20 protein-coding genes are annotated in these 20,320 nt (G+C 69.5%); 11 read left to right on the top strand and 9 right to left on the bottom strand.

What is annotated here, in order from left to right; translation table 11 throughout:
- Positions 1–70 precede the first annotated feature (70 nt).
- A complete protein-coding gene (locus tag SYV04_RS27285; RefSeq protein WP_321548849.1) occupies positions 71–1,255 on the bottom strand; it encodes a winged helix-turn-helix domain-containing protein in 1,185 nt (394 codons plus the stop codon).
- A gap of 456 nt (positions 1,256–1,711) precedes the next feature.
- On the opposite strand from SYV04_RS27285, the gene SYV04_RS27280 reads away from it, so the two are divergent.
- Positions 1,712–2,398, top strand: a complete 687-nt coding sequence (locus tag SYV04_RS27280) for a DUF1361 domain-containing protein (RefSeq protein WP_321548848.1) — start codon at positions 1,712–1,714, stop codon at positions 2,396–2,398.
- Positions 2,399–2,476: 78 nt separating this feature from the next.
- Here SYV04_RS27280 and SYV04_RS27275 read toward each other — a convergent pair whose 3' ends face one another.
- Positions 2,477–2,773: a hypothetical protein gene (locus SYV04_RS27275; protein WP_321548847.1), complete on the bottom strand. Its 297-nt coding sequence runs from the start codon at positions 2,771–2,773 to the stop codon at positions 2,477–2,479.
- A 122-nt stretch (positions 2,774–2,895) separates the two neighbouring features.
- Entirely contained in the window at positions 2,896–3,393 is a 498-nt protein-coding gene (locus SYV04_RS27270) for a hypothetical protein (RefSeq protein ID WP_321548846.1), read from the bottom strand.
- A gap of 236 nt (positions 3,394–3,629) precedes the next feature.
- Here SYV04_RS27270 and SYV04_RS27265 point away from each other — a divergent pair, with 236 nt between their 5' ends.
- From SYV04_RS27265 to SYV04_RS27255, 3 genes are all read left to right on the top strand, one after another.
- Positions 3,630–4,085 carry a DUF2267 domain-containing protein gene (locus SYV04_RS27265; RefSeq protein WP_321548845.1) on the top strand — a complete coding sequence of 152 codons (456 nt, stop codon included), beginning with the start codon at positions 3,630–3,632 and terminating at the stop codon, positions 4,083–4,085.
- 78 nt (positions 4,086–4,163) lie between these two features.
- Complete coding sequence (locus SYV04_RS27260; RefSeq protein WP_321548844.1) at positions 4,164–4,763, top strand: hypothetical protein; 600 nt, start codon at positions 4,164–4,166, stop codon at positions 4,761–4,763.
- A gap of 11 nt (positions 4,764–4,774) precedes the next feature.
- Entirely contained in the window at positions 4,775–5,104 is a 330-nt protein-coding gene (locus tag SYV04_RS27255) for a hypothetical protein (protein WP_321548843.1), read from the top strand.
- 7 nt (positions 5,105–5,111) lie between these two features.
- Here SYV04_RS27255 and SYV04_RS27250 read toward each other — a convergent pair whose 3' ends face one another.
- On the bottom strand, positions 5,112–6,602 hold the full coding sequence (locus SYV04_RS27250; RefSeq protein ID WP_321548842.1) for an HAD-IG family 5'-nucleotidase: 1,491 nt from the start codon (positions 6,600–6,602) through the stop codon (positions 5,112–5,114).
- A 130-nt stretch (positions 6,603–6,732) separates the two neighbouring features.
- On the opposite strand from SYV04_RS27250, the gene SYV04_RS27245 reads away from it, so the two are divergent.
- The 4 genes from SYV04_RS27245 (at position 6,733) to map (ending at position 11,830) form a co-directional block, all read left to right on the top strand.
- Positions 6,733–7,398 (top strand): START domain-containing protein, encoded by a 666-nt coding sequence (locus tag SYV04_RS27245; RefSeq protein ID WP_321548841.1) that lies wholly within the window; start codon positions 6,733–6,735, stop codon positions 7,396–7,398.
- Positions 7,399–7,545: 147 nt separating this feature from the next.
- Entirely contained in the window at positions 7,546–7,827 is a 282-nt protein-coding gene (locus SYV04_RS27240; protein ID WP_321548840.1) for a TraR/DksA family transcriptional regulator, read from the top strand.
- Positions 7,828–7,937: 110 nt separating this feature from the next.
- Positions 7,938–10,721 carry a S8 family serine peptidase gene (locus SYV04_RS27235; protein WP_321548839.1) on the top strand — a complete coding sequence of 928 codons (2,784 nt, stop codon included), beginning with the start codon at positions 7,938–7,940 and terminating at the stop codon, positions 10,719–10,721.
- Positions 10,722–10,834: 113 nt separating this feature from the next.
- A complete protein-coding gene (gene map / locus SYV04_RS27230) occupies positions 10,835–11,830 on the top strand; it encodes a type I methionyl aminopeptidase (RefSeq protein ID WP_321548838.1) in 996 nt (331 codons plus the stop codon).
- A 27-nt stretch (positions 11,831–11,857) separates the two neighbouring features.
- Here the strand turns inward: map and SYV04_RS27225 are convergent, their stop codons facing one another.
- Together SYV04_RS27225 and SYV04_RS27220 are read right to left on the bottom strand one after the other, a co-directional pair.
- Entirely contained in the window at positions 11,858–13,093 is a 1,236-nt protein-coding gene (locus tag SYV04_RS27225) for a peptidase C39 family protein (protein WP_321548837.1), read from the bottom strand.
- 32 nt (positions 13,094–13,125) lie between these two features.
- Positions 13,126–14,532: a M20/M25/M40 family metallo-hydrolase gene (locus tag SYV04_RS27220; RefSeq protein WP_321548836.1), complete on the bottom strand. Its 1,407-nt coding sequence runs from the start codon at positions 14,530–14,532 to the stop codon at positions 13,126–13,128.
- An 82-nt stretch (positions 14,533–14,614) separates the two neighbouring features.
- Between SYV04_RS27220 and SYV04_RS27215 the strand changes: the two genes are divergently transcribed.
- The 3 genes from SYV04_RS27215 to SYV04_RS27205 are packed head-to-tail and all read left to right on the top strand — an operon-like array spanning position 14,615 to position 18,468.
- Complete coding sequence (locus SYV04_RS27215) at positions 14,615–15,640, top strand: dipeptide epimerase (protein ID WP_321548835.1); 1,026 nt, start codon at positions 14,615–14,617, stop codon at positions 15,638–15,640.
- Positions 15,637–16,839: a DUF819 family protein gene (locus SYV04_RS27210; RefSeq protein ID WP_321548834.1), complete on the top strand. Its 1,203-nt coding sequence runs from the start codon at positions 15,637–15,639 to the stop codon at positions 16,837–16,839. Before SYV04_RS27215 ends, SYV04_RS27210 begins: the two co-directional genes overlap by 4 nt.
- Before the next feature lie 12 nt (positions 16,840–16,851).
- Positions 16,852–18,468, top strand: coding sequence for an amidohydrolase (locus SYV04_RS27205; RefSeq protein ID WP_321548833.1), 1,617 nt, complete (start codon positions 16,852–16,854; stop codon positions 18,466–18,468).
- Positions 18,469–18,485: 17 nt separating this feature from the next.
- On the opposite strand, the gene SYV04_RS27200 is transcribed toward SYV04_RS27205, so the two are convergent.
- The 3 genes from SYV04_RS27200 to SYV04_RS27190 form a co-directional block, all read right to left on the bottom strand.
- Positions 18,486–18,965, bottom strand: a complete 480-nt coding sequence (locus SYV04_RS27200) for a hypothetical protein (RefSeq protein WP_321548832.1) — start codon at positions 18,963–18,965, stop codon at positions 18,486–18,488.
- A 112-nt stretch (positions 18,966–19,077) separates the two neighbouring features.
- The gene (locus tag SYV04_RS27195) at positions 19,078–19,977 is read right to left on the bottom strand and encodes a DMT family transporter (protein ID WP_321548831.1); all 900 of its coding nucleotides are present in this window, start codon (positions 19,975–19,977) and stop codon (positions 19,078–19,080) included.
- On the bottom strand, positions 19,974–20,279 hold the full coding sequence (locus SYV04_RS27190; protein ID WP_321548830.1) for a DUF2917 domain-containing protein: 306 nt from the start codon (positions 20,277–20,279) through the stop codon (positions 19,974–19,976). Before SYV04_RS27190 ends, SYV04_RS27195 begins: the two co-directional genes overlap by 4 nt.
- Positions 20,280–20,320: the final 41 nt, after the last annotated feature.

The following is a 20,320-nucleotide window of genomic DNA, read 5'->3' as shown; positions in this document are numbered from 1 at the left end:
GTTCGGTCCATTTGCCAGGGGGCAGCGGGCCAGGCGGGCCCCGGAGTTCATGTCTGGTTCGCCGAGAGTCTCAGCTCACGCGGGCCCGAGGCCGGCGGACCTTCGTGGCCCCGCAGGCCTTCGCGTGGCGGGCGAGCGCCTCGTCCAGCGCGGCGTCATCCAGCTTCACGCCCTTCTCGCGCCAGAGCTTCTCCACCCGCAGCACCCCCTCCGTCACGCGCGCCTCCAGCCTGCCTACCAGCCGGCCCCGGTGCAGCAGTGGACAGACGTACCAGCCCCACCGGCGTTGCTCCGCGGGCTTGTACACTTCCCACGTGTACTCGAAGCCAAAGGCGAGCTTCACCAGCCCTCGATCCCACAGCAGCGGATCCAACGGCCCGAGGATGCGCATGCGCGCGTCGGGCTCCAGCACGGGGCGCTCGCGGAAGCCGGCGGGCACCAGGTAGCGGCGGGGCGAGCCGGGCAGCGACACCTCCTCCAGCAAGCCCTCGCGCACCAGCGCGTCGGGCAGCTCCGAGGTGCGTACCTTCGACAGCACGGACCAATGAGGCCCGGCCGCGCGCGAGAGCAGCCCGGCGGCCTCCACGCGCTCGAGCAGGCTCCAGCGCTCGAAGGCCTCGGCCCCGCTCGGCACCCGCTGGCGAGCAGCCTCGGGCAGCGCGCGCTCGGGCACGTCGTAGCGCTTGCCGCCCGGACCGCGCCCGCTCACCACCACCTGACAGCGGGTCCACAGCACCTCCAGCGCCATGGAGGTGGCCTTGCCGGTGCCCTTCCACCCGCTCCAGTCCAGGGGCGTCACCGCGCCATGGTCGGTCAGCTCCGCGGCGGTGACGGGGCCTCGCGCCGTCACCTCTTCCAGCACCTTCTCCAGCACCTGCGCGGGCAGCCGCTCCAGGCGCGTGGCCAGGTGCCACCACGGCGTCTCCCGCGTGCGCTCGCGGTAGTACGGGAACGCGGAGGCGGGGAGGATGCAGCGCTCCTTGGCCCAGTGCTCGAAGGCGTGGCCCGGCATCAGGTGCCGGTACACGTCCCCGCGCACCAGCCCCTCCACGCGCGCCAGGGCCACGAGGTCCGCGTTGGTACCGATGACATCCAGCGGATCCAACTGGATGCAGCGCAGCGTCTTGAGCACCGCGCGGGTGCCCTCGGCGCCGGGCGGAAAGGAGGGAGCGGCCAGGCCCATGTGGCTGACGAGCCAGGCTCGGGCCACGTCGGCATCCAGCGAGAGGGCGGGGGGCAGAAGGGGGCGAGGCATGCGCGCGGGCGCACCATACGCCAGGGCCCGCCGCCAAAAGCACACGTCCCACGGCGGTGGACTCCGGAAGCCCACCACCGCGGGACGCGAAACCCAGGACTCGAACGCGGTGCCACGCGGGAGTTTGCCCTCACCCTGAGCCTCTCCCCGATGGAGAAGTCCCACACTCCGGAGTCATTCGGAGTGGGTGGCGCACTGCCGCGTCCCGCCCTGGAACATCAGAGAGACAGAAGGATTATCGGCAGGGGGTTCGGGAAGTTGCGTGGCGGCTCTCAGAAGCCGAGAAGGCCTGGCGACAAAGTCCCACACCGTGGGGAACCGGAGCCTTCGCCTCTGGCCCCGCTCTTGCTCCGTGTCAGGGGCATGGGCTCCGATGCCCTGGAAGACACGAGAACCTCTCACTCCGCGTTCCGGGACGTGGCTCCCCAGCCACGCTCCGCGGCCAGGACACCGCTCATGCGCCAGCCCTTCTTTCGCTTCCTCCACCGTCATGGGCTGTGGCCCGCGCTGCTGAGCACCGCGGCGTGCGTCGGGGTGCTCGAGGCCCGGCTGGAGTGGAGCCAGCGCGGCACCTTCGTCTGGCTGCTGTGGAACCTCTTCCTGGCCTGGGTGCCCTACGCGCTGTCGCTGGTGGCGAGCTTCCTCCAGGCGCGCGGCGCCGCGCGGTGGTGGAGCCTGGTGCCCCTGGGCGGAGCGTGGTTGCTGGTGTTCCCCAACGCGCCGTACCTGCTGACGGACTTCATCCACCTGCGGCCTCGGCACGGCATTCCGCTGTGGTTCGACGTGGCACTGCTGGCGCTCTTCGCCGCCACGGGCTGGCTGCTGGGGTTGCTCTCGCTGGAGGTGTGGAAGCGGCTGCTCGAGGAGCGCGTGGGGCGCGTGGGCGCCTGGGTGGGCGTGGCCGGAGTGTCCGTGTTGTGCGGCTATGGCATCTACCTGGGGCGGGTGGAGCGCTGGAACAGCTGGGACGTGCTGACGGACCCACGGCCGCTGCTGGGCGCCATCGTCACGCACCTGCGCGAGCCGCGCGAGCACCCAGAACTGCTGGGCATCACGGCGATCTTCACGGTGCTGGTGTTGCTCTCCTACTGCGCCTTCGAGCACCTGCGGCCGACGCGCCGAGCGGAGGATGCACAAACGTGAGGCCGGGGCCATACGCCGCGAGAACCCTCTCACGGACGCATGGCACACCGGCCTCTGGGGTGCTGGGGGACAGAAAACTCATCCGCCGTGGATGGGCAGCCGCTTGGCGGGGCCTCCGGCCCGCTTCACGCGCATCTGGCTGGGAGCCTTCTTGCGGCCCTGGAGCGATGTCTTGCGCCGGTGGCTCTTGGGCTCATGCACTTCCGCGGCGGGGCCGAGCGTCACGCGCTCGAGGGCCTTCTCCCTCCGCAACAGTGCCGCCTCATCCCGAGGCAACGTCTTCTTTCCCTTGCTGGCCTGCTGGCTGGGCTGCGCCGAGCGCGCATCCACACGCCGTCTGTTCTTGATTCCTGCCAGTTTCGTCCGCACGGCCATGTTGCCCTCCTGGAATGAGAGGTAGGGACGACTCCATGGCTTTTCCATCCCCTCACCGGCGATGGGGCAAGGGCCCCGGTGCGTGCCTATGGTGGCCGAGCAGGGGAGCTCTCCGAGAGGTGCTAGCGCTTGCCACCCTTTTTGCGGGGGCGGGCGCGCAGCGTCTCGGGCGGGAAGAGCCAACCCTCCTCGGGCGCGGCGGGCTTGGGCGCCTGGGAGGTGGACATCTTCAGCGGCTCGTTGGGGTTGGCGGGAGCCAGGTGCTGGCCTCGGCAGCCACGGCACCAGGACTGGGGACGGCGCTCGCCGCGAATGACGCGGTAGCCGAAGTCCGTGGCAGTGGGGCCGACGTGGTCGCAGCGGGGGCAGCGGGTCATCGAGGTGACGCCGGTCTCCCGGGCCTTCTGGCGACCGTGTTCCACCACGAGGGCCAGCGCGGCGGCGAAGCCCAACCGACGCTCGGAGGCGACGTGGAACTGGCGGGCACGCTTGCGCTTGCCTCCTCCGAGGATGGGAACCAGGTCGGTTCCGCCCAGGAGGTTGCGCTGCTCAAGAACGTGCGTCGCGTTCTGACGGGTCGAGTGGCTCACGGGACAACTCATACTGGAGGCGTCTGACATCGCCTGGACGGGGCGGGCTGATCAGCCCTGGAACGGCTGCTCGCTCGCCTGCCACTCACCAGGAAAATCCAAATACTTTCGATGGGTTGCCCGGGTAGGTAGATGTGCGTTCCATCTTGGAGACTGATCAGGGGCCGGGCGGAGGAGCGGGGGCGGTGTGGCCCGTTCGCGGGGTGGGCGCTCGCGTCGGGGACATGGGAGGCGTGCGCAGGTTGAGGGGAGAAAGGGAGGCGCAGATGGCACGTCCTACGAGCGATCAGGAAGTGATGGAGCGTCGCGTGCAGCGGCACGAGTCCCACGTCGGCTCGACCTATGCCGCGTTCATCCGGCATCTGAGCCAGAGCGGAGGAATGGAGCCCGAGCTGGCCGAGTGTGCCGCCATCTCCGTGTTGAGCGCACTGGAGCGGCGGATCCTCCCCAAGGAGGCGAGGGACCTGGAGGCGCAGTTGCCCCGTCGGCTGGTCGAATTCCTGCCGCCGCCCGACAAGCGACCAGCGCGCCCGCACCGGTTTGGCCGGGAAGAGTTCCTGCAGACGGTGGCGGAAGACCTCCGCAAGTCACCCGAGGAGGTGGAGACGCTGGTGCGGGCGGTGTTCCGCGCATTCCAGGAGCAGATCAGCGAAGGCGAGGCCGATGACGTGGCGAGCAACCTGCCACCGGACCTGCGCTCGCTGTGGCGGCTGGAGCAGTAGGGCGGGTTGGGGTGTGTCACCCCTACCCAGTAGGGTCTCCTCCGTTCCGGGTGTCGGAGAGGGCGGGAGGAGGGGACCATGCTGCGGTATGCGCGCACGGTCATCGGGTACCACGGGTGTGATGAGTCCACGGTGGAGCGGCTGCTTCGAGGCGAACCGTTCCGGCCCAGCACGAACGCGTACGACTGGTTGGGGTCAGGCGTGTATTTCTGGGAGTACGGGCCGGATCGGGCGCTGAGCTTCGCGGAGGAGCAGCGGCGGCGCGGGAAGCTGAAGCGGCCGGCGGTGGTGGGAGCCGTCCTACAGCTTGGCCGCTGCTTCGATCTGCTCGACACGCGCTTTACGGAAGATCTCGCGGACGCTCACCGTGAATTCGCCGCGCAAGCGCGAGCGCAAGGGCTTCCATTGCCGGTCAACCGGGGCCGCACGCCAGACCGGGAGCTTCGATACCTCGATTGCACGGTGCTGAACTGGTACCTGCTGCGGATGATCGCTCGGGGAACTCCCTACGACAGCGTTCGGTGTGCCTTCCTGGAAGGCGAGCCGGTCTACGAGGGAGCGGGCATCTACAAGAAGACCCATATTCAGATATCGATTTGTAATCCTACCTGTATCGTGGGTACATTCATTCCTACCCTGGAGGTGACGCCGCCTCTTCTCTTCGAGGATGCAGCGTAAGGAGGTGTCCCATGGCCGAGAAGCGGAAGAATCCTGGGAAGAAGGTGCGATGGACCCTGCACTCCAGGCATCTGGCCGCGGCCAGGGAGCGGGCCCAGGTGCGAAGGGAGATCCGGGCCATGACGCCCGAGCAATTCCTCCAATCCCTCGTGGACGCGGGGATCTTCACGCCCGGCTTTCGCCTGACGGCTCCGTACCGGCGCCTCCTCAAGGAGGGCTACGTCTACGCTCCCAAGGGAATGCAGCCGCACATGCTGCCGCTGCTGAAGCAGCTCTCCCTGAAGCTCCAACGAGAGGCCCGCCGCTCCCGGCGTCAGGAAGCGGCGAGCCGCGCGAGCTGAGCAGGCCCTAAGGGTTGGGGCCGCTGGTGCTGTCCGTGGAGGGGAACACGGGCGTGCCGCCGGGCACGTTCGGATCATGCGGCAGGCTGCCGCGCGGGCTGCGCAGGTACACGAACGGCGTGGCGAACAGGAAGTTGGACACGCGCGAGGTGTAGATGTCCGCGTAGCGCTCCACCTGCCGCGCCAGGTGGCTCTTGTCGTTGCCCGCCCGCGTGAGCAGTCCCCAGTGCGGGTTGGACAGCTCGCTGGCCGCGCGAGCCATGGGGCCCAGCTCCGCGTCCAGCGCATCCAACTCCACGCGGATGGCGGCCTGCCGCGACAGCAACTGCTCCTCCGGCACCTGCGAGCGCGGACCGTACTGCAGCCGGCGCCGCTGCAGCTCCAGGCGCAGCTGGCACGTCTCCGCCTCCAGCCGCTCCTTGAGCACCATCTTCTCGGCCAGCTTCGCCTCGGTGGCGCGGAAGGAGGCCACCGCGCGCACCTCGTCCTCCAGCTCGCGCAGGATGAGCGCGGTGCGCCAGCGCAGCACGTTCTTGCTCACATGCACATCGCCGAACATGTGGTCGCCCACGTACAGGATTTCATCCCCGCTCAGCCCCAGGTGCCGCTCCAGCTCCACCGCGCTGCCGCCAAAGTAAGGCACCCCCGTCTTGAGCGCTCCCGCGTGCGGCCGCAGCAGCGCCTCGGGGCCCTTGTCCACCACCTCGAACAGGGGCGAGCGCGTGGTGAAGAACTCCGGCTTGCGCGCGCTGACGATGACCACGTCGAACAGCTCGCGCCACGTCATGCCCGAGGGCAGGTACGGATCGAACGCCGCGTGCATCATCGGCAGGGTGTAGGCCCACTCGCTGTTGGTGATGAGCAGCAGCTTCTTGCCCGCGCTGCGCTGGTCCAGCAGCGCCAGCGCCGTCTCGGGGTCGGCCAGCACGTAGCGCTCCGGGTCGGCGACGATCTCCGCCTTGAGCTTGCCGGCCATGTGGGCAGCATCCAACGTGCGGCGCACGATTTCGTAGAGGTCCGAGTAGCCCATGGGCCCCGGCAGCTTCCCCGCGTCCAGCAGGTCCACGAGCTGCGCGTAGATGCAGGCCTCGGAGAGCGAGAACAGGGTGTTGAGGAACATCCACCGCTTCTCAGACAGGTCGATGATGGTGCGGGCGTACTCGGCGCGCTGGGACTCGAAGTCCATGGGCCGGGTGCCGTGCAGGGCCTTCTTCACGAAGCCGAAGCGGTTGGCCTTGAGCAGGTTGCCCTTCACCGTGTCGATGATCAACCCGCGGATGGACAGCACCGGGTCGAAGGACAGGTGGTCCACCGGCCAGCCCTGGGCCAGCAGCCCCAGGCGGATGTGCTCGTACGCGCGACGCTCCCAGGCCTCCACCTGGTAGTGGACCAGCGTGTAGTCCATGTCGTAGCCAATCGCCTTGATGGCGCGCATGTTCAGGGTGCGGTTGCAGAAGATGCCGCGCTCGGGCGGAGGTCCTGGCAGATAGCCACTCATATGGGCCGCTTCCTGCCCTGCCCGGTGTCAAATGTCGAGCCGAGTCGGGCCTTCCGGCTAAGCTATGCAGCCATGCACACACTCCGTGTGCCGGTCTGGCGAGTGCCCCACGCATCTCGAGGAGCCAAGCATGTCCAACGTGAAGAGGCTGTGGTGGTGCGGGGCGCTGGCGGTGGCGCTGGTCGGCGGCGTGGCGAGCGCCGAGGAGAAGTGGGAGACCGTGGAGGATGACGACGTCGTCATCAAGGTCCGCGCCCGCTCCAGCGGCGTAGGCAAGGAGGTCTGGGCGGAGGGAGACCTGGAGGCCAACGCCTACGACATCCAGACGGCGCTCATCGACGCGGGCTCGTTCCGGCTGTGGATGCCGTACGTGAAGGAGTCGCGCATCGTCTCCACGGCGGAGGACGGCTCGCGCATGGCCTACGCCAAGCTCAACTTCCCGGTGGTCAGCGCGCGCGACTACGTGCTGCACGTGGTGGACGAGAAGAAGATCGCCGAGGACGGGACGGGCGAGTTCGTCCAGCGCTGGACGTCGGCGGACGCGGTGGTGCCCGTGCGTGAGGGCGTGGTGCGGCTCAAGCACAACGATGGCACCTGGCACGTGACGCCCAAGGGCGAGGGCAAGGCGCACGTGGTCTACAAGTTCAGCGTGGATCCGGGAGGCTCGGTGCCTGGCTGGCTGGCGAGCTTCGGCCAGAAGGACGGGGTGATGGACACCTTCGAGGCGGTGGAGGAGCGGGCCCAGAAGCTGGGCAAGGAGCGCCAGAAGGCGAAGCCCGCGCCGGCCAAGCCCTGAGCCCGACGCACCCGGTGCAGTGACAGCGCTGAGCCAGCGCAAATCCTGCGTCCCTCGAGTCCAGGGTCCCCAGCACCACGGAGAGGCACGTTTCCTGAAAGGGGAAGCGGCGGACTCCAGTGCGTAGGTGCTGAGCGGAGAGACATCATGGACGTCTGGGTGAACGAAGCACGACAGGCGCTGCTGAAGCGGCGCGCCCGCCTGAAGGCCCGCGGTGAGCAAGAGCAGCCACCGGTGGAGGGCCTCGGCGCGGGGCTGTCCGAGCAGGAACACCAGGAGCTGCGGGCCATCGACGAGGCCCTGGCGCGGATGGAGGACGGCGCGTTCGGCCAGTGCTCCCGTTGCGGCGGAGCCATGGGCCGCTACCGCATGCGCGCCGTGCCGGAGTCCCGCTACTGCATGACATGCAGCACCGGCGTACGAGGCTGATTCGAGACGATAGAAGCATCTTTTGTCGGAAAGGCCGTTAAACTGCCTTTGCGCCCAAGAGCAGCAATTCCATAAAGGCGCGTCGGTCCCCTTCCCACAAAGGAATACGTATGCACTTTCGTCGAGCCGTTCCCCTGCTCGCCCTCTTCGGTCTGGCCGCGTGCGGCCCCGAGGCCGAGCAGACGACGCCGGACACCGTCTCCCTCATGAGCAGCCGCAAGTTCCTGCACGCCCCCCAGGCGGTACCGGGCGAGTACATCGTCGTATTCGATGAGGCGCAGGGCATCGGCATCGCCAACGTCTCGGCGTCCGCCAACGCGCTGGCGATGGCGCACGGCGGGCAGCTCATGCGCACCTACAGCCACGCGCTGCGGGGCTTCTCGGTGCGGATGACGGAGGCCCAGGCGCGGCGGCTCGCGGAGGACCCCCGGGTGAAGTACGTGGAGGAGAACGGCATCGTCCAGCTGAGCGGCTCGCAGACGGGCGCCACCTGGGGCCTGGACCGCGTGGACCAGCGCAACCTGCCGCTCGACAGCAACTACAACTACAACGTCAACGGCACGGGCGTTCACGCCTATATCGTCGACACCGGTATCCACCTGAGCCACCAGGAGTTCACCGGCCGCATCGGCAACGGGTACGACTCCGTCACGTCGGGCGGCACGGCGGCGGACTGCAATGGCCACGGCACGCACGTGGCGGGCACGGTGGGCGGCACCACCTACGGCCTGGCGAAGAACGTCATGCTGCACCCGGTGCGCGTGCTGGACTGCGGCGGCTCGGGCACGTGGGAGGGCGTCATCGCCGGCGTGGACTGGGTGACGGCCAACCACATCAAGCCGGCCGTGGCGAACATGAGCCTGGGCGGCGGCGTGGCGCAGACGGTGGATGACGCGGTGGCCAACTCCATCGCCGCGGGCGTCACGTACGCGGTGGCGGCGGGCAACGACAGCGGCGATGCCTGCACCAAGTCTCCGGCGCGCACGCCTACCGCCATCACCGTGGGCTCCACGACGAACACGGACGCGCGCTCCTCGTTCTCCAACTACGGCACCTGCGTGGACATCTTCGCGCCGGGCTCGGACATCACCTCCGCGTGGCACACGGGCACTGGCGCCACCAACACCATCAGCGGCACCTCGATGGCGAGCCCCCACGTGGCGGGCGCGGCGGCGCTGTACCTGCAGCGCTACCCCAGCTCCACGCCGCAGCAGGTGCGTGACGCGCTGGTGACCAACGGCACTCCGGGCGTGGTGGGCAACCCCGGCACGGGCTCGCCCAACGTGATGCTCTACTCGGCCTTCGTTCCTCCGCCGGACGGCGGCGGCGACACCGTCGCCCCCACCGCCACGGTGACCGCGCCCACGGCCGGCGCCACCCTCATCGGCAGCGCCACGCTCTCGGCGGACGCCACGGACAACGTGGGCGTCACCCGCGTGGACTTCGTGGTGGACGGCATCGTGGTGGCCCACGACACCAGCGCGCCCTTCACCGTGGCGTGGGACTCCACCTCGGCGGGCAACGGTGCTCACAGCATCTTCGCCCGCGCCTATGACGCCTACGGCAATATCGGCTCCAGCGCCGCAGTGAGCTTCTCCATCAACAACCCGGGCTTCGCCGTGTACGACGCCACGCTCAAGGCGCCCAAGTGCGGCACCGTGGGCGCGCTGTGCTCCACCGGCACCCTGGTGAAGGGTCGCGGCGGCCTCGGTCCCGAGGTGAACGCGCCCAACACCATCAACAACTCCTGCGCCGACGGCACCAGCGGCTCCTACCAGAGCGACGAGTCGCTCGAGGCGCTCAAGGTGTCCACCAGCGACGGCTCGGACTTCGCGCCCGGCAAGTCGGTCACCATCGAGGCCAAGGTGTGGGCCTACTCCGGCTTCACCTCGGACTTCCTGGACCTGTACTACGCGGCCGACGCCAACAACCCCTCGTGGACCTTCATTGGCACCCTGCAGCCGACGGCCGGTGGCCTGCAGACGCTGACCGCCACGTACACGCTGCCCTCCGGCAACCTTCAGGCCATCCGCGGCGCCTTCCGCTACAACGGCACGGCGGGCTCCTGCGGCACCGGCGGCTATGACGACCGGGATGACCTCGTCTTCGCGGTGGGCGGCGGCGCCGGCGACACCACCCCGCCGTCGACGGCCATCACCGCGCCGACCGCGGGCGCCACGCTCAGCGGCACGGCCACGGTGAGCGCCAACGCCTCGGACAACGTGGGCGTCACCCGCGTGGACTTCTACGCGGGTGCCACCCTCATCGGCTCCGACACCTCGGCCCCGTACAGCATCTCCTGGGCGACCGGGGGCGTGGCCAACGGCGCCTACGCGCTGAGCACCCGGGCCTTCGACGCGGCGGGCAACAGCGCCAACTCGGCCAGCGTGTCCGTCACCGTCAACAACGCCGCCACCTGCACCACCACCCAGCAGCTGCTGCTCAACCCGGGCTTCGAGAGCGGCAACGTGAACTGGACGGCCCCCTCGGGCGTCATCGCCAACAACGCCAGCACGGCCCGCACGGGCAACTGGCGCGCGCTGCTGGGCGCCAAGGGCGTCACCACCACCCACAACGTGTACCAGCAGCTCTCCATCCCGGCGACGGCGTGCTCGGCCAACCTCAAGTTCTGGCTGAAGATCACCACCGCCGAGGGGACCACCTCGACGCAGTACGACAAGTTCTTCGTCGAGGTGCAGAACAGCGCGGGCACGGTGCTGGCGACGCTGGCCACCTACAGCAACCTGAACAAGGGCACCACCTTCGTGGAGCGCTCGTTCGACCTGTCGGCCTACAAGGGGCAGACGATCCGCCTGAACCTCAAGGCCACCGAGGACTCGTCGCTGCAGACGAGCTTCTTCGTGGATGACACCTCGCTGACCGTCATCCAGTAATCCACCGGTTGTCCTGAAGTACCCCCGGGAGGGGGGTGGGCCCCGGCCTGTGTGCCTGCCCCCCTTCCAAGAGCCGTGCGTCCCTGTGCGCTCGCGGGTTATAGACAGGCCCGATGAACACCCACGTCGCTCGACACCCTCCTGCCGTCCTGCCGGGAAACAATGATCCCTGCTGGTGTGGCAGCGGCTCCAAGTACAAGAAGTGCCACCGGGGCGCGGACGCCGCCGAGGCCCGCAAGCGAGGCTTCGACGCCCCTCGGCATGGCATTCGCCCCGGCACCCTCAGCCCGGTTCGCAGCGTCCCCACGCACATCCTCCGCCCGGACTACGCCGAGTCGGGTCGGCCCTCGCGCGCAGCCGAAGTCTCCGAGGTGAAGAGCGCGGATGTGATTGCCCGCATGCGCCGGGCGGGCAAGGCCGCCGCGCAGGTGCTCGAACTCACGGGCGCCGCGGTGCGCCCGGGCATCACCACGGACGAGCTGGATGCGATTGCCCACGAGGCCTACATCAAGCTGGGCGGCTACCCGAGCACCCTGAACTACCACGGCTTCCCCAAGTCGCTGTGTACCTCGGTCAACGAGGTCATCTGCCACGGCATCCCCGACAGCCGCGCGCTGGAGGAGGGGGACATCGTCAACCTGGACATCACCATCTACCTGGAGGGCGTACACGGCGACTGCTCGGCGACCTTCTTCGTGGGCAAGGTGGATCCGGACTCCGAGCGGCTGGTGCGGGTGACGCGCGAGTGCCTGGACCTGGGCGTCGCGGCGGTGAAGCCGGGCCGGCCCATCAGCGACATCGGCCGCGCCATCGAGGACCACGCCACGAAGAACGGCATGAGCGTGGTGCGCGCCTACTGTGGCCACGGCATCGGCGAGCGCTTCCACAGCCCGCTGCAGATTCCGCACTACTACGAGGCGGACGCGAACACGATCATGCGGCCGGGGATGACGTTCACCGTCGAGCCGATGATCAACCTGGGGCACTGGCAACACCGCACGTGGGACGATGGGTGGACGGCGGTCACCGCGGATGGCAGCCGCAGCGCGCAGTTCGAGCACACGCTCGTCGTCACCGAGCAGGGCGTGGAGATCCTCACGCTCCCCTGAGCGGGGAGCGCTCGCTCCGAGGGGGCCTCAGGGTACGGCGCTCAGGGCGCCCTCGGGCAGGGAAGTCCCCTGGGGCCAGAACAGGTACGCCGCGCCGCCGGAGTGACGCCAGGCGCGCCACAGCTCGTCGCGCCTGTACGTCATCTCCACCTTGTCATCGCTGGGGAAGGCGGGGTCGTTGACCACCACGTCTCCCTGGGGCGAGAAGCCCTTCACGACGATGAGGTGCCCGTTGGAGCTGTAGGAGGCGCCGCCGGTGAGCGTGCCCGGCTTGTAGGCGATGCTGATGATGACGGGGATGCCGGCGGCGATGAAGCGCTCCACCTGGGCGAAGGAGTCGAACCGGGCGACCATGCCGTGGAGGGCTCCGCCTCCCATGGCCGAGCCATAAGCGGTGTTGAAGCTCCAGTTGCCCGTGCCCGCGTACACCTCGTCATAGGTGTGCTCGGCGGCGGTGGGTACGGTGTGGGCGAGCTCCGGCCGGCCCAGCTTCCGGGCCCAGTAACCCAGCACCATGGTGGTGGACGTGGGCGAGCACCACACGGGCCCACCGTTCGGGTAGATCATCTGCGAGAGGCCGGGCACCTCCAGCACGGTGCCCCAGGTGGCCCCGTCCGAGGGACCATCCACCGGGGTGCGCTCCTTGTCGCTCACCGCCAGGGAGAGGGCGCGGACGCGGGGGCTCACCTCCGGCTGCGTGGAGTAGAGCCACACCGTCATGCGCACGGCGTCAGCGGGCTGCTTGAGGACGAGGGTGTCGGTGAGGACGTTGCCGTGGCTGTCCTCCTGGCCGCTCACGCTGCGGCGCGACACGGTGCCCTTGTCGAAGGCCCACGGGCCGAAGTCATAGTCCTTCGTCCAGGTGCCTTCCACGCGCGCGGAGAGCGTCACGCGCACCCAGGTGCCCGGCGGGGTGAGCGCCTCCAGGGAGGGCACGGCGCTGGTGAAGCCCTCGGCGATGGGCTGCTCGGCGAGGACGGCGGTGCCGACGCGGTAGGTCGCGATGACGGGAGCGTCGGGCTGGCCCGCCGAGGGGAACGGCGTGGCGCCAGGCCTGGCCGCCGCGTCCAGCTCCAGGGCCCCATCGCTGGCGAGGGTGGTGCCCTCGCGGGTGAGGCGCTCGAAGTCGCGCTGCGCCGCGTTGATCCGCCACAGCCGAGCCACGGGACCCTCCTTCTCCTCCGAGCCGCCCGAGGAGCGCGACATGCCCGCGCAGGCCGTCAGGAGGGCGGTGAGCAACAGACAGATGATGCGAGTTCGCACGGGGGACTCCACCTTCGAACGGGTAACGGACCTTACCGCGTCAGCTCGCGCAGCAGCAGGTAGACGAACTGGCCGCCTGGCTGGAGTGAGGCCGAGGGGACACGCTCATTGGGCGCGTGGGCCGTCCTCGCGTCCTCGGGGGTGAGCGCGAAGAGGTCGATGCCGTAGGCGTGGATGCCCGCGCGGCGCAGCTCGGCGGACTCGGTGGTGCCGGTGGACTGGCGTGGAATGACGGGTACGCCCGGCCACACGCGCGCGGCGGCGCTCTTCGCGGCCCGGAACATGAGGTTGTCCCCCACGGGCGACATGGGCGAGTTCGGAGGGCGCGTGTCCATCTCCACCTGGATGGAGGGGTCGGCCACCGCGGCGACGAGGCGGGCGTGGAGCGCGGGGGCATCCTCGTCCGGCAGCAGCCGGCAGTTGATGGTGGCCTCGGCGGTGGCGGGGATGACGTTGGAGCGGGTGCCGGCCTGGAAGACAGTGGGCACGCAGGTGGTGCGCATCACCGCCGCCAAGGCGGGATCCAACCGGACCACGGTGTCCACGGCCTCCTGAGGGGGCGCGTCCGGAGCGGCGGCGATGCGCTTCAAGGCCTCGCCCAGCTCGCCCGGCGTTCGAGGCGCTCGGCCCTGGATGTGGAGCCGAGCGGCGGGCGTCAACCGGGCGGGGAAGGAGAGCGCGCCGATGCGGGCCACGGCCGCGGAGACGCGCACCAGCGGATTGGGGTCGGCGGGAGGCGCGGAGGAGTGCCCACCGGGGCCGGTGGCCTTGAGCTTCACGTTCCGCGAGACGCGCTCGGCGGCCTGGAGGGCCACGAAGCGCACCTCTCGCCGGTCCGCGCTCAGCTCGGTGAGACCGCCTTCGTTGAGGGCGAACTCGGCCTCGCGCAGCTCCGGGCGGTGCTCCAGCATCCAGTCCAGGCCGTGGCCGGAGCCCACCTCTTCATCCGCGCCGAGGTACAGCACGACGTCTCTCGACAGCTTTACGCCCTCGCGCTTGAGCCGCCGCAGCGCCAGCACGCTGGCGGCCGCCATGCCTTTGTTGTCCTGGACGCCGCGCCCATAGAGGAAGCCGTCGCGCTCGGTGAGCGTCCACGGGTCGGTGGCCCACTCCTCCCGCTTCGCGGGGACGGTGTCCAGGTGCGCCAGGACGAGGATGGGGCGTCCGCCACCGGTGCCCTTGAGCCGCGCCAGCAGGTTGCCTCGGCCGGGGGCGGGCTCGAGGATCTCCACCTCGATGCCGGCCTCGCGCAGCCACCGCGCGGCCACCTGGGCGGCGGCGGTCTCGTTGCCGGGCGGATTGGAGGTGTCCACTGCGACGAGCTCGGAGAGCAGCGTGCGCAGCTCCTCGGCCTCACGAGGGCGAGCAGTGGGGGCAGGACCGGCGGCGTGGCTGCAACCCAGGGCGAGCAGGGCGAGGCAGAAAGGCAGGGGGCGCACGGGGGCGTTGTACCCCGATCGATGCCGCGTCCGGCGGGAAAGTCGTGCTAGAGGGCGATGCCCACAGGAGAGCCCGCCGCCCATGTCCGCTGCCTTTACGTCCCGCGTCATCGAGCTGCCCCTGCGTCACGCCTGGACCATCTCGCGAGGCACCAGCACCTCGAAGCGCAACGTGTTCGTGGAGCTGCGCTCGGGAGAGCACGTGGGCCTGGGCGAGGCCGCACCCAACGTGCGCTACGGCGAGTCGGCGGAGACGGTGCTGGAGGCCCTGCGCACCCTGGCCCCCGCGCTGGAGCGGGACGTGCGCTACTTCCGGGACGCCTCGGAGGCCGTGCAGGAGGCGATGCCCGGTAACGGCGCGGCGAAGGCGGCGCTCGACATCGCCCTGCATGACCTGGCGGGCAAGACGCTGGGCGTGCCGCTGTATCGGATGCTCGGCGTGGACCCCACGCGCATGCCCATCACCTCCTTCTCCATCGGCATCGATGACCCGCAGACGCTGGAGCGCAAGGTGCGCGAGGCCGAGCCGTACCCGGTCCTCAAGGTAAAGCTCGGCGCGGAGCGGGTGCGCGAGGTGTTCAGCACGGTGCGGGCCGCCACGCCCAAGGTGATTCGCGTGGACGCCAACGAGGCCTGGAAGCCGGACGAGGCGCTTAAGTACATCGAGTGGATGGCCACGCAGGGCGTGGAGTTGGTGGAGCAGCCCCTGCCAGCGGCGGACGTGGAAGGCGCGAAGTGGCTGCGCGCGCGCTCACCGCTGCCGCTGGTGGCGGACGAGGCGCTCATCCGGGCCGCGGATGTGCCGAAGCTGGCCGAGGGTTACCACGGCGTGAACGTGAAGCTGCAGAAGGCCGGAGGCATCCGCGAGACGCTGCGCATCATCGATGTGGCGCGCGCGTGTGGGCTGAAGGTGATGATCGGGTGCATGGTGGAGACCTCGGTGGGCATCGCGGCGGCGGCGCACCTGGGGCCCCTGGCGGACTGGCTGGACTTGGACGGCAACCTGCTCCTCTCCGAGGACCCGTTCCGGGGGCACCCGGTGGTGGAGGGGCGCATCCAACTGGGCGCGGGTGCGGGGCTGGGCGTGGAGCCGCGAGCGAGCGCGTGAAGTCGGCCCTCATTCAGGATCCGATGGTGGTGCTCGCCGTGCTGCTGGGCGTGCTCGGCCTGCTGTTCCTCGCCGAGCGACACCCGCTGCTCCAGCGCTTCTTCCGCACGGTGCCGCTGCTCGTCTTCATCTACTTCGTCCCCACGGTGCTCTCCAACCTGGGAGTCATTCCCCTCCAGTCGGAGCTGTACCGCTTCGTGCGGGTGTACCTGCTGCCGGCGAGCCTCGTGCTGCTGGTGCTCTCGGTGGACCTGCCAGCCATTGCCCGGCTGGGGCGCAACGCGGTGGTGCTCTTCTTGGCGGGAGCGGTGGGCATCATCCTGGGCGGGCCGCTGGCGTACCTCGCGCTCGGGTGGCTGGTGCCGGCGGAGCTGGGAGACCAGGCCTGGAAGGGACTGGCGGCGCTGAGCGGCTCGTGGATTGGCGGCAGCGCCAACTTCGTGGCGATCGGCCAGAGCGTGGGGGCGCTCGACAGCACGTTGAGCATGCTGGTGGTGGTGGACGTGGGCGTCTCGAACATCTGGACGGCGGTGCTGTTGTCCTTCGCGGGCCGTGAGAAGCAGATGGATGAGCGCCTGGGCGCGGACCGGAGCTCCCTGGATGCGGTGCGGCAGGAGGTGGAGCGCCTTCAGGCGGAGAACGCGCGGCCAGTGGGGCTGGCGGACCTGCTGTGGATGCTGGCCATCGCCTTCGGAGTAACGGTGGCGTGTACGGAGCTCGCCGCGAAGCTGCCGGACCTGGGCAGCGTGGTGACGGGCTTCACGTGGGTGGTGCTGTTGGTGACGACGGTGGGCGTGGTGTTGTCGTTCACCCCGGCGCGGAAGCTGGAGGGCGCGGGCGCCAGCCGTTTGGGCTCGGTGTTCCTCTACCTGCTGGTGGCGACGATTGGCGCGCAGGCCGAGTTCCGCCGCCTGCTGGATGCTCCCGCGCTGGTGGCGGTAGGCGGGCTGTGGATGGCCTTCCATGCGGCGGTGACAATGGGCGTGCGGCGGCTGCTCAAGGCGCCCATCTTCTTCGCGGCGGTGGGCTCGCAGGCGAACGTGGGAGGCACCGCGTCGGCCTCGGTGGTTGCGGCCACCTTCCACCCGGCCTTGGCGCCGGTGGGAGTGCTGTTGGCCGTGTTCGGCTACGTGCTGGGCACCTATGGAGGGTTGCTCTGCGCGGCCATGCTCGAGCAGGTACACCGGCTCATTCACTGAGGGAGAGTGTCCATGACAACGCGCCTTGTCTCCTCGGAGCCGGTGACGTTCGCGGTGCTCAATGCGCGGGTGTGGACGGGAGACTCCCGGCAGCCGTGGGCCGAGGCTCTCGCCGTGAGTGGGGAGCGGCTGGTGGCGGTAGGCTCCAGCGCCGAGGTGTTCCGGCAGGTGGGCGCTGACACCCGCGTCATCGATGCACAGGGACGGTTGCTGGTGCCGGGCTTCAATGATGCCCACCTGCACTTCCTCGATGCGGGCTTCCGGCTCGCCTCGGTGCAGCTCCGGGATGCGAAGATGCCGGAGGAGTTCATCCGCCGCATCCAGGCGTTCGCCGCCACGGTGCCTCCGGGCACCTGGATTACGGGAGGAGACTGGGACCACGAGAACTGGGGCGGCGAGCTGCCCCGCCGCGATTGGATCGACGCCGTGACGCCCGAGCATCCGGTCTGGGTGAGCCGGCTGGACGGGCACATGGGCCTGGCCAACAGCGCGGCCCTTCGTGCGGCGGCAGTGACGGCCACGACGCGGGAGGTAGAGGGAGGCACCATCGTCCGAGGCCCGGGAGGCGAGCCTGCGGGCGTGCTCAAGGACAAGGCCATGGCGCTGGTGGGCCGTGTGGTACCTGAACCCGCGCCGGAGCTGAGCGCTCGGGCCCTGGACGCGGCCATGCGCCACGTGGCCGCCAACGGCGTCACCTCGGTGCAGCACATGGGGATGGGGACGTGGGAGGACCTGGCGGTCTTCGAGCGCGCGCACGCCGCGGGAGCGCTGCGCACGCGCATCTATGTCGCCATGCCGCTGGATACCTGGGAGCGCCTGCGGGACACCGTGGCCCAGGGCGGGCGGGGAGATGCGTGGCTGCGCATCGGCGCGCTCAAGGGTTTCGTGGATGGCTCGCTCGGCTCGCACACGGCAGCCTTCCTGGAGCCCTTCACCGACGCGCCGAACGACACGGGGCTGCTGGTGAACACACCAGAGGACCTCTATCGGTGGACTTCCGGCGCGGACAAGGCAGGGCTGCACGTGCTGGTGCATGCCATTGGAGACCGTGCGATTCGCCTCCAGCTCGACATCTTCCAGCGTGTGGCGGCGGAGAACGGCCCGAGGGATCGCCGCTTCCGCATCGAGCACGCGCAGCACATCGCGCCCGAGGACGTGCCGCGCTTTGCCGCGCAGGGTGTCATCGCCAGCATGCAGCCCTACCACGCCATTGATGACGGACGCTGGGCGGAGAGGGTCATCGGTCCCGAGCGGGCGAAGACGACGTATGCGTTCCGCTCGCTGCGGGACACGGGCGCGCGGCTGGCTTTTGGCAGTGACTGGTTCGTGGCACCGCCCACGCCGCTGGAAGGCATCTACGCCGCCGTCACCCGCCGCACGCTGGATGGCGAGCACCCGGGCGGATGGGTGCCCGAGCAGCGAATCGGCGTCGAGGACGCGCTTCGGGCCTACACCTCAGGCAGTGCCTATGCCTCCTTCGAGGAGCAGGACAAGGGCACCCTGGAAGAGGGGAAGCTGGCGGACTTCACGCTGCTGGAGCGCGACATCACCCGGATTCCTCCCGAGGAGATCCGCGATGTGAAGGTGATGCTCACGGTGGTGGGGGGGCAGGTCGTCTTCGAGCGCTGACCCGTCAAGGAGACCGGCTACTTCTCTAGGATGATCAGGCGCCGCTCATGATCATCCACGCGCTCGGTCAGCGCATCGCGGTCCTGAGCGACCTTGCCTAGCATCTTCCCAATGCGCTTGATGTAGCCCAGGATCTGCTGGTTCGAGTGCTGAAGGGTACCCACTTGACCTTCGAGTAAGCCCACACGTCCCTCAAGTGAGCCCACACGTCCCTCAAGGGATTCCATCCGTCCCTCAAGGGATTCCATCCGTCCCTCAAGGGATTCCATCCGTCCCTCAAGGGATTCCATCCGTCCCTCAAGCGCGCCAACCCGATCGCCGAGTCGCTTGAATGAAATCCGGACTTCCTGCCGGAGTTCTTGGACTTCCTGCCCGAGCCCCAGGAATCCCTGCTTGAGTTCCTGGACTCCTTGACTGAGTTCCTGGAATCCATGCTGGAACTCCTGGAATCCCTGGAGCAGTTGAAGCATCACGTCGCCACCGTTGGCTGTCGCCATCGCCGCCTCCCTGTACGTAGAGCATCCACCTGCCTCTTCAGGCGGATGTGAGGACCCTACTATACAGGTCTGACACGGCGTGGGTAGCCCCCTGGGTAGGGTGGCTCACGGATCAGCGCACCACAGGGGCCGGCAACTGTCGCACCCGGCTGCGCACCCCCGCGAGCACACAGAGCAGCACGAGCAGCGAAGCACCGAATGTGTCCCGCCCCACCTCCTCTCCCAGGAGCAGCGCGGACCACAGCAGCGTGAGCAACGGTTGGAGCAACTGAAGCTGCCCCACCCGCGCCACGCCCCCGAGCGCCATCGCCCGATACCAGGCGAAGAACCCCAGGAACATGCTCACCAGCGAGACGTACCCGAAGCCGAGCCACGCGCGAGTGCTGACCTGGGACACGGAAGCGCCCACGGAGAGCGCCACCACCGGAACGAGCACCGGAGCGGCCAGCACCAGAGCCCAGCAGATGACGCGCCAGCCGCCCAGCTCCCGCGCCAGCGCACCTCCCTCCGCATAGCCCAGCGCTCCCGCCACCACCGCGAGCAGCACCAGCCCATCTCCCGCCGTGAGCCCGCCCGCGCCCTGCGCCACCGCGAAGATCAGCACGCACACCAGCCCCGCGGCCGAAGCCATCCAGAACCCCAGGGACGGCCGCTCCTTCGCGCGGAGCACGGCCGCCACCGCCGTTGCGCCCGGCAGCAGCCCCACCAGCACCGCCCCATGCGCCGCCGACATGTCTCGCAGCGCCAGCGCCGACAGCAGGGGAAAGCCCACCACCACGCCGAGCGCCACCAGTCCCAGCCGCGCCCAATGCCGACGCTCGGGCAGCCGCTCGCGCCGCACCAAGAGCAACGCCCCCGCCAGCGCGGCCGCGACCACCGCTCGCCCCAGCCCCACCACCGTCCCTCCGAGCTCGGGCACCGCCGCGCGGGTCGCCGGCAGCGAGAGGCTGAACGCCGCCACGGCCAGCGTGCCCAGCAGCAGCCCCTCCATTCGCTGTGTCCGCTCCATCATCGCGCGGCCCAGTTCATGGCGGGCGGCGTTCCCACCTGCCCCCGAGGCTTCTGGCACACGCAGAAGCGCGCCGACCTCAGCGCCTGCACCACCACGAGCCCCGGCTTGTCCAGCCGCAGGGAGCTGCCCGCCGCGAGCACGTGGTCCTCCGTGTCTCCTTCCTGCGTGAGCCAGATCCACCCCTCATTGCAGGTGAGGGTGAGCCCGCCCGCGCGCGGCCGGTGACTCCACAGCGTGCCTCCTGGCAGCACCACGCAGGTGCAGGAGTCCTCGCGTCGCGCCCACGGCAGTCTCGACGCCATCGCCCGAAGACCTTCAAGAACAGAGCCCGTCATCGTCTACC

The organism is Hyalangium ruber (genome assembly GCF_034259325.1).
Lineage (GTDB): Bacteria > Myxococcota > Myxococcia > Myxococcales > Myxococcaceae > Hyalangium_A > Hyalangium_A rubrum.
Note: the sequence above shows the minus strand (reverse complement) of the source record. Positions and strands in the feature narration are given on the sequence as shown.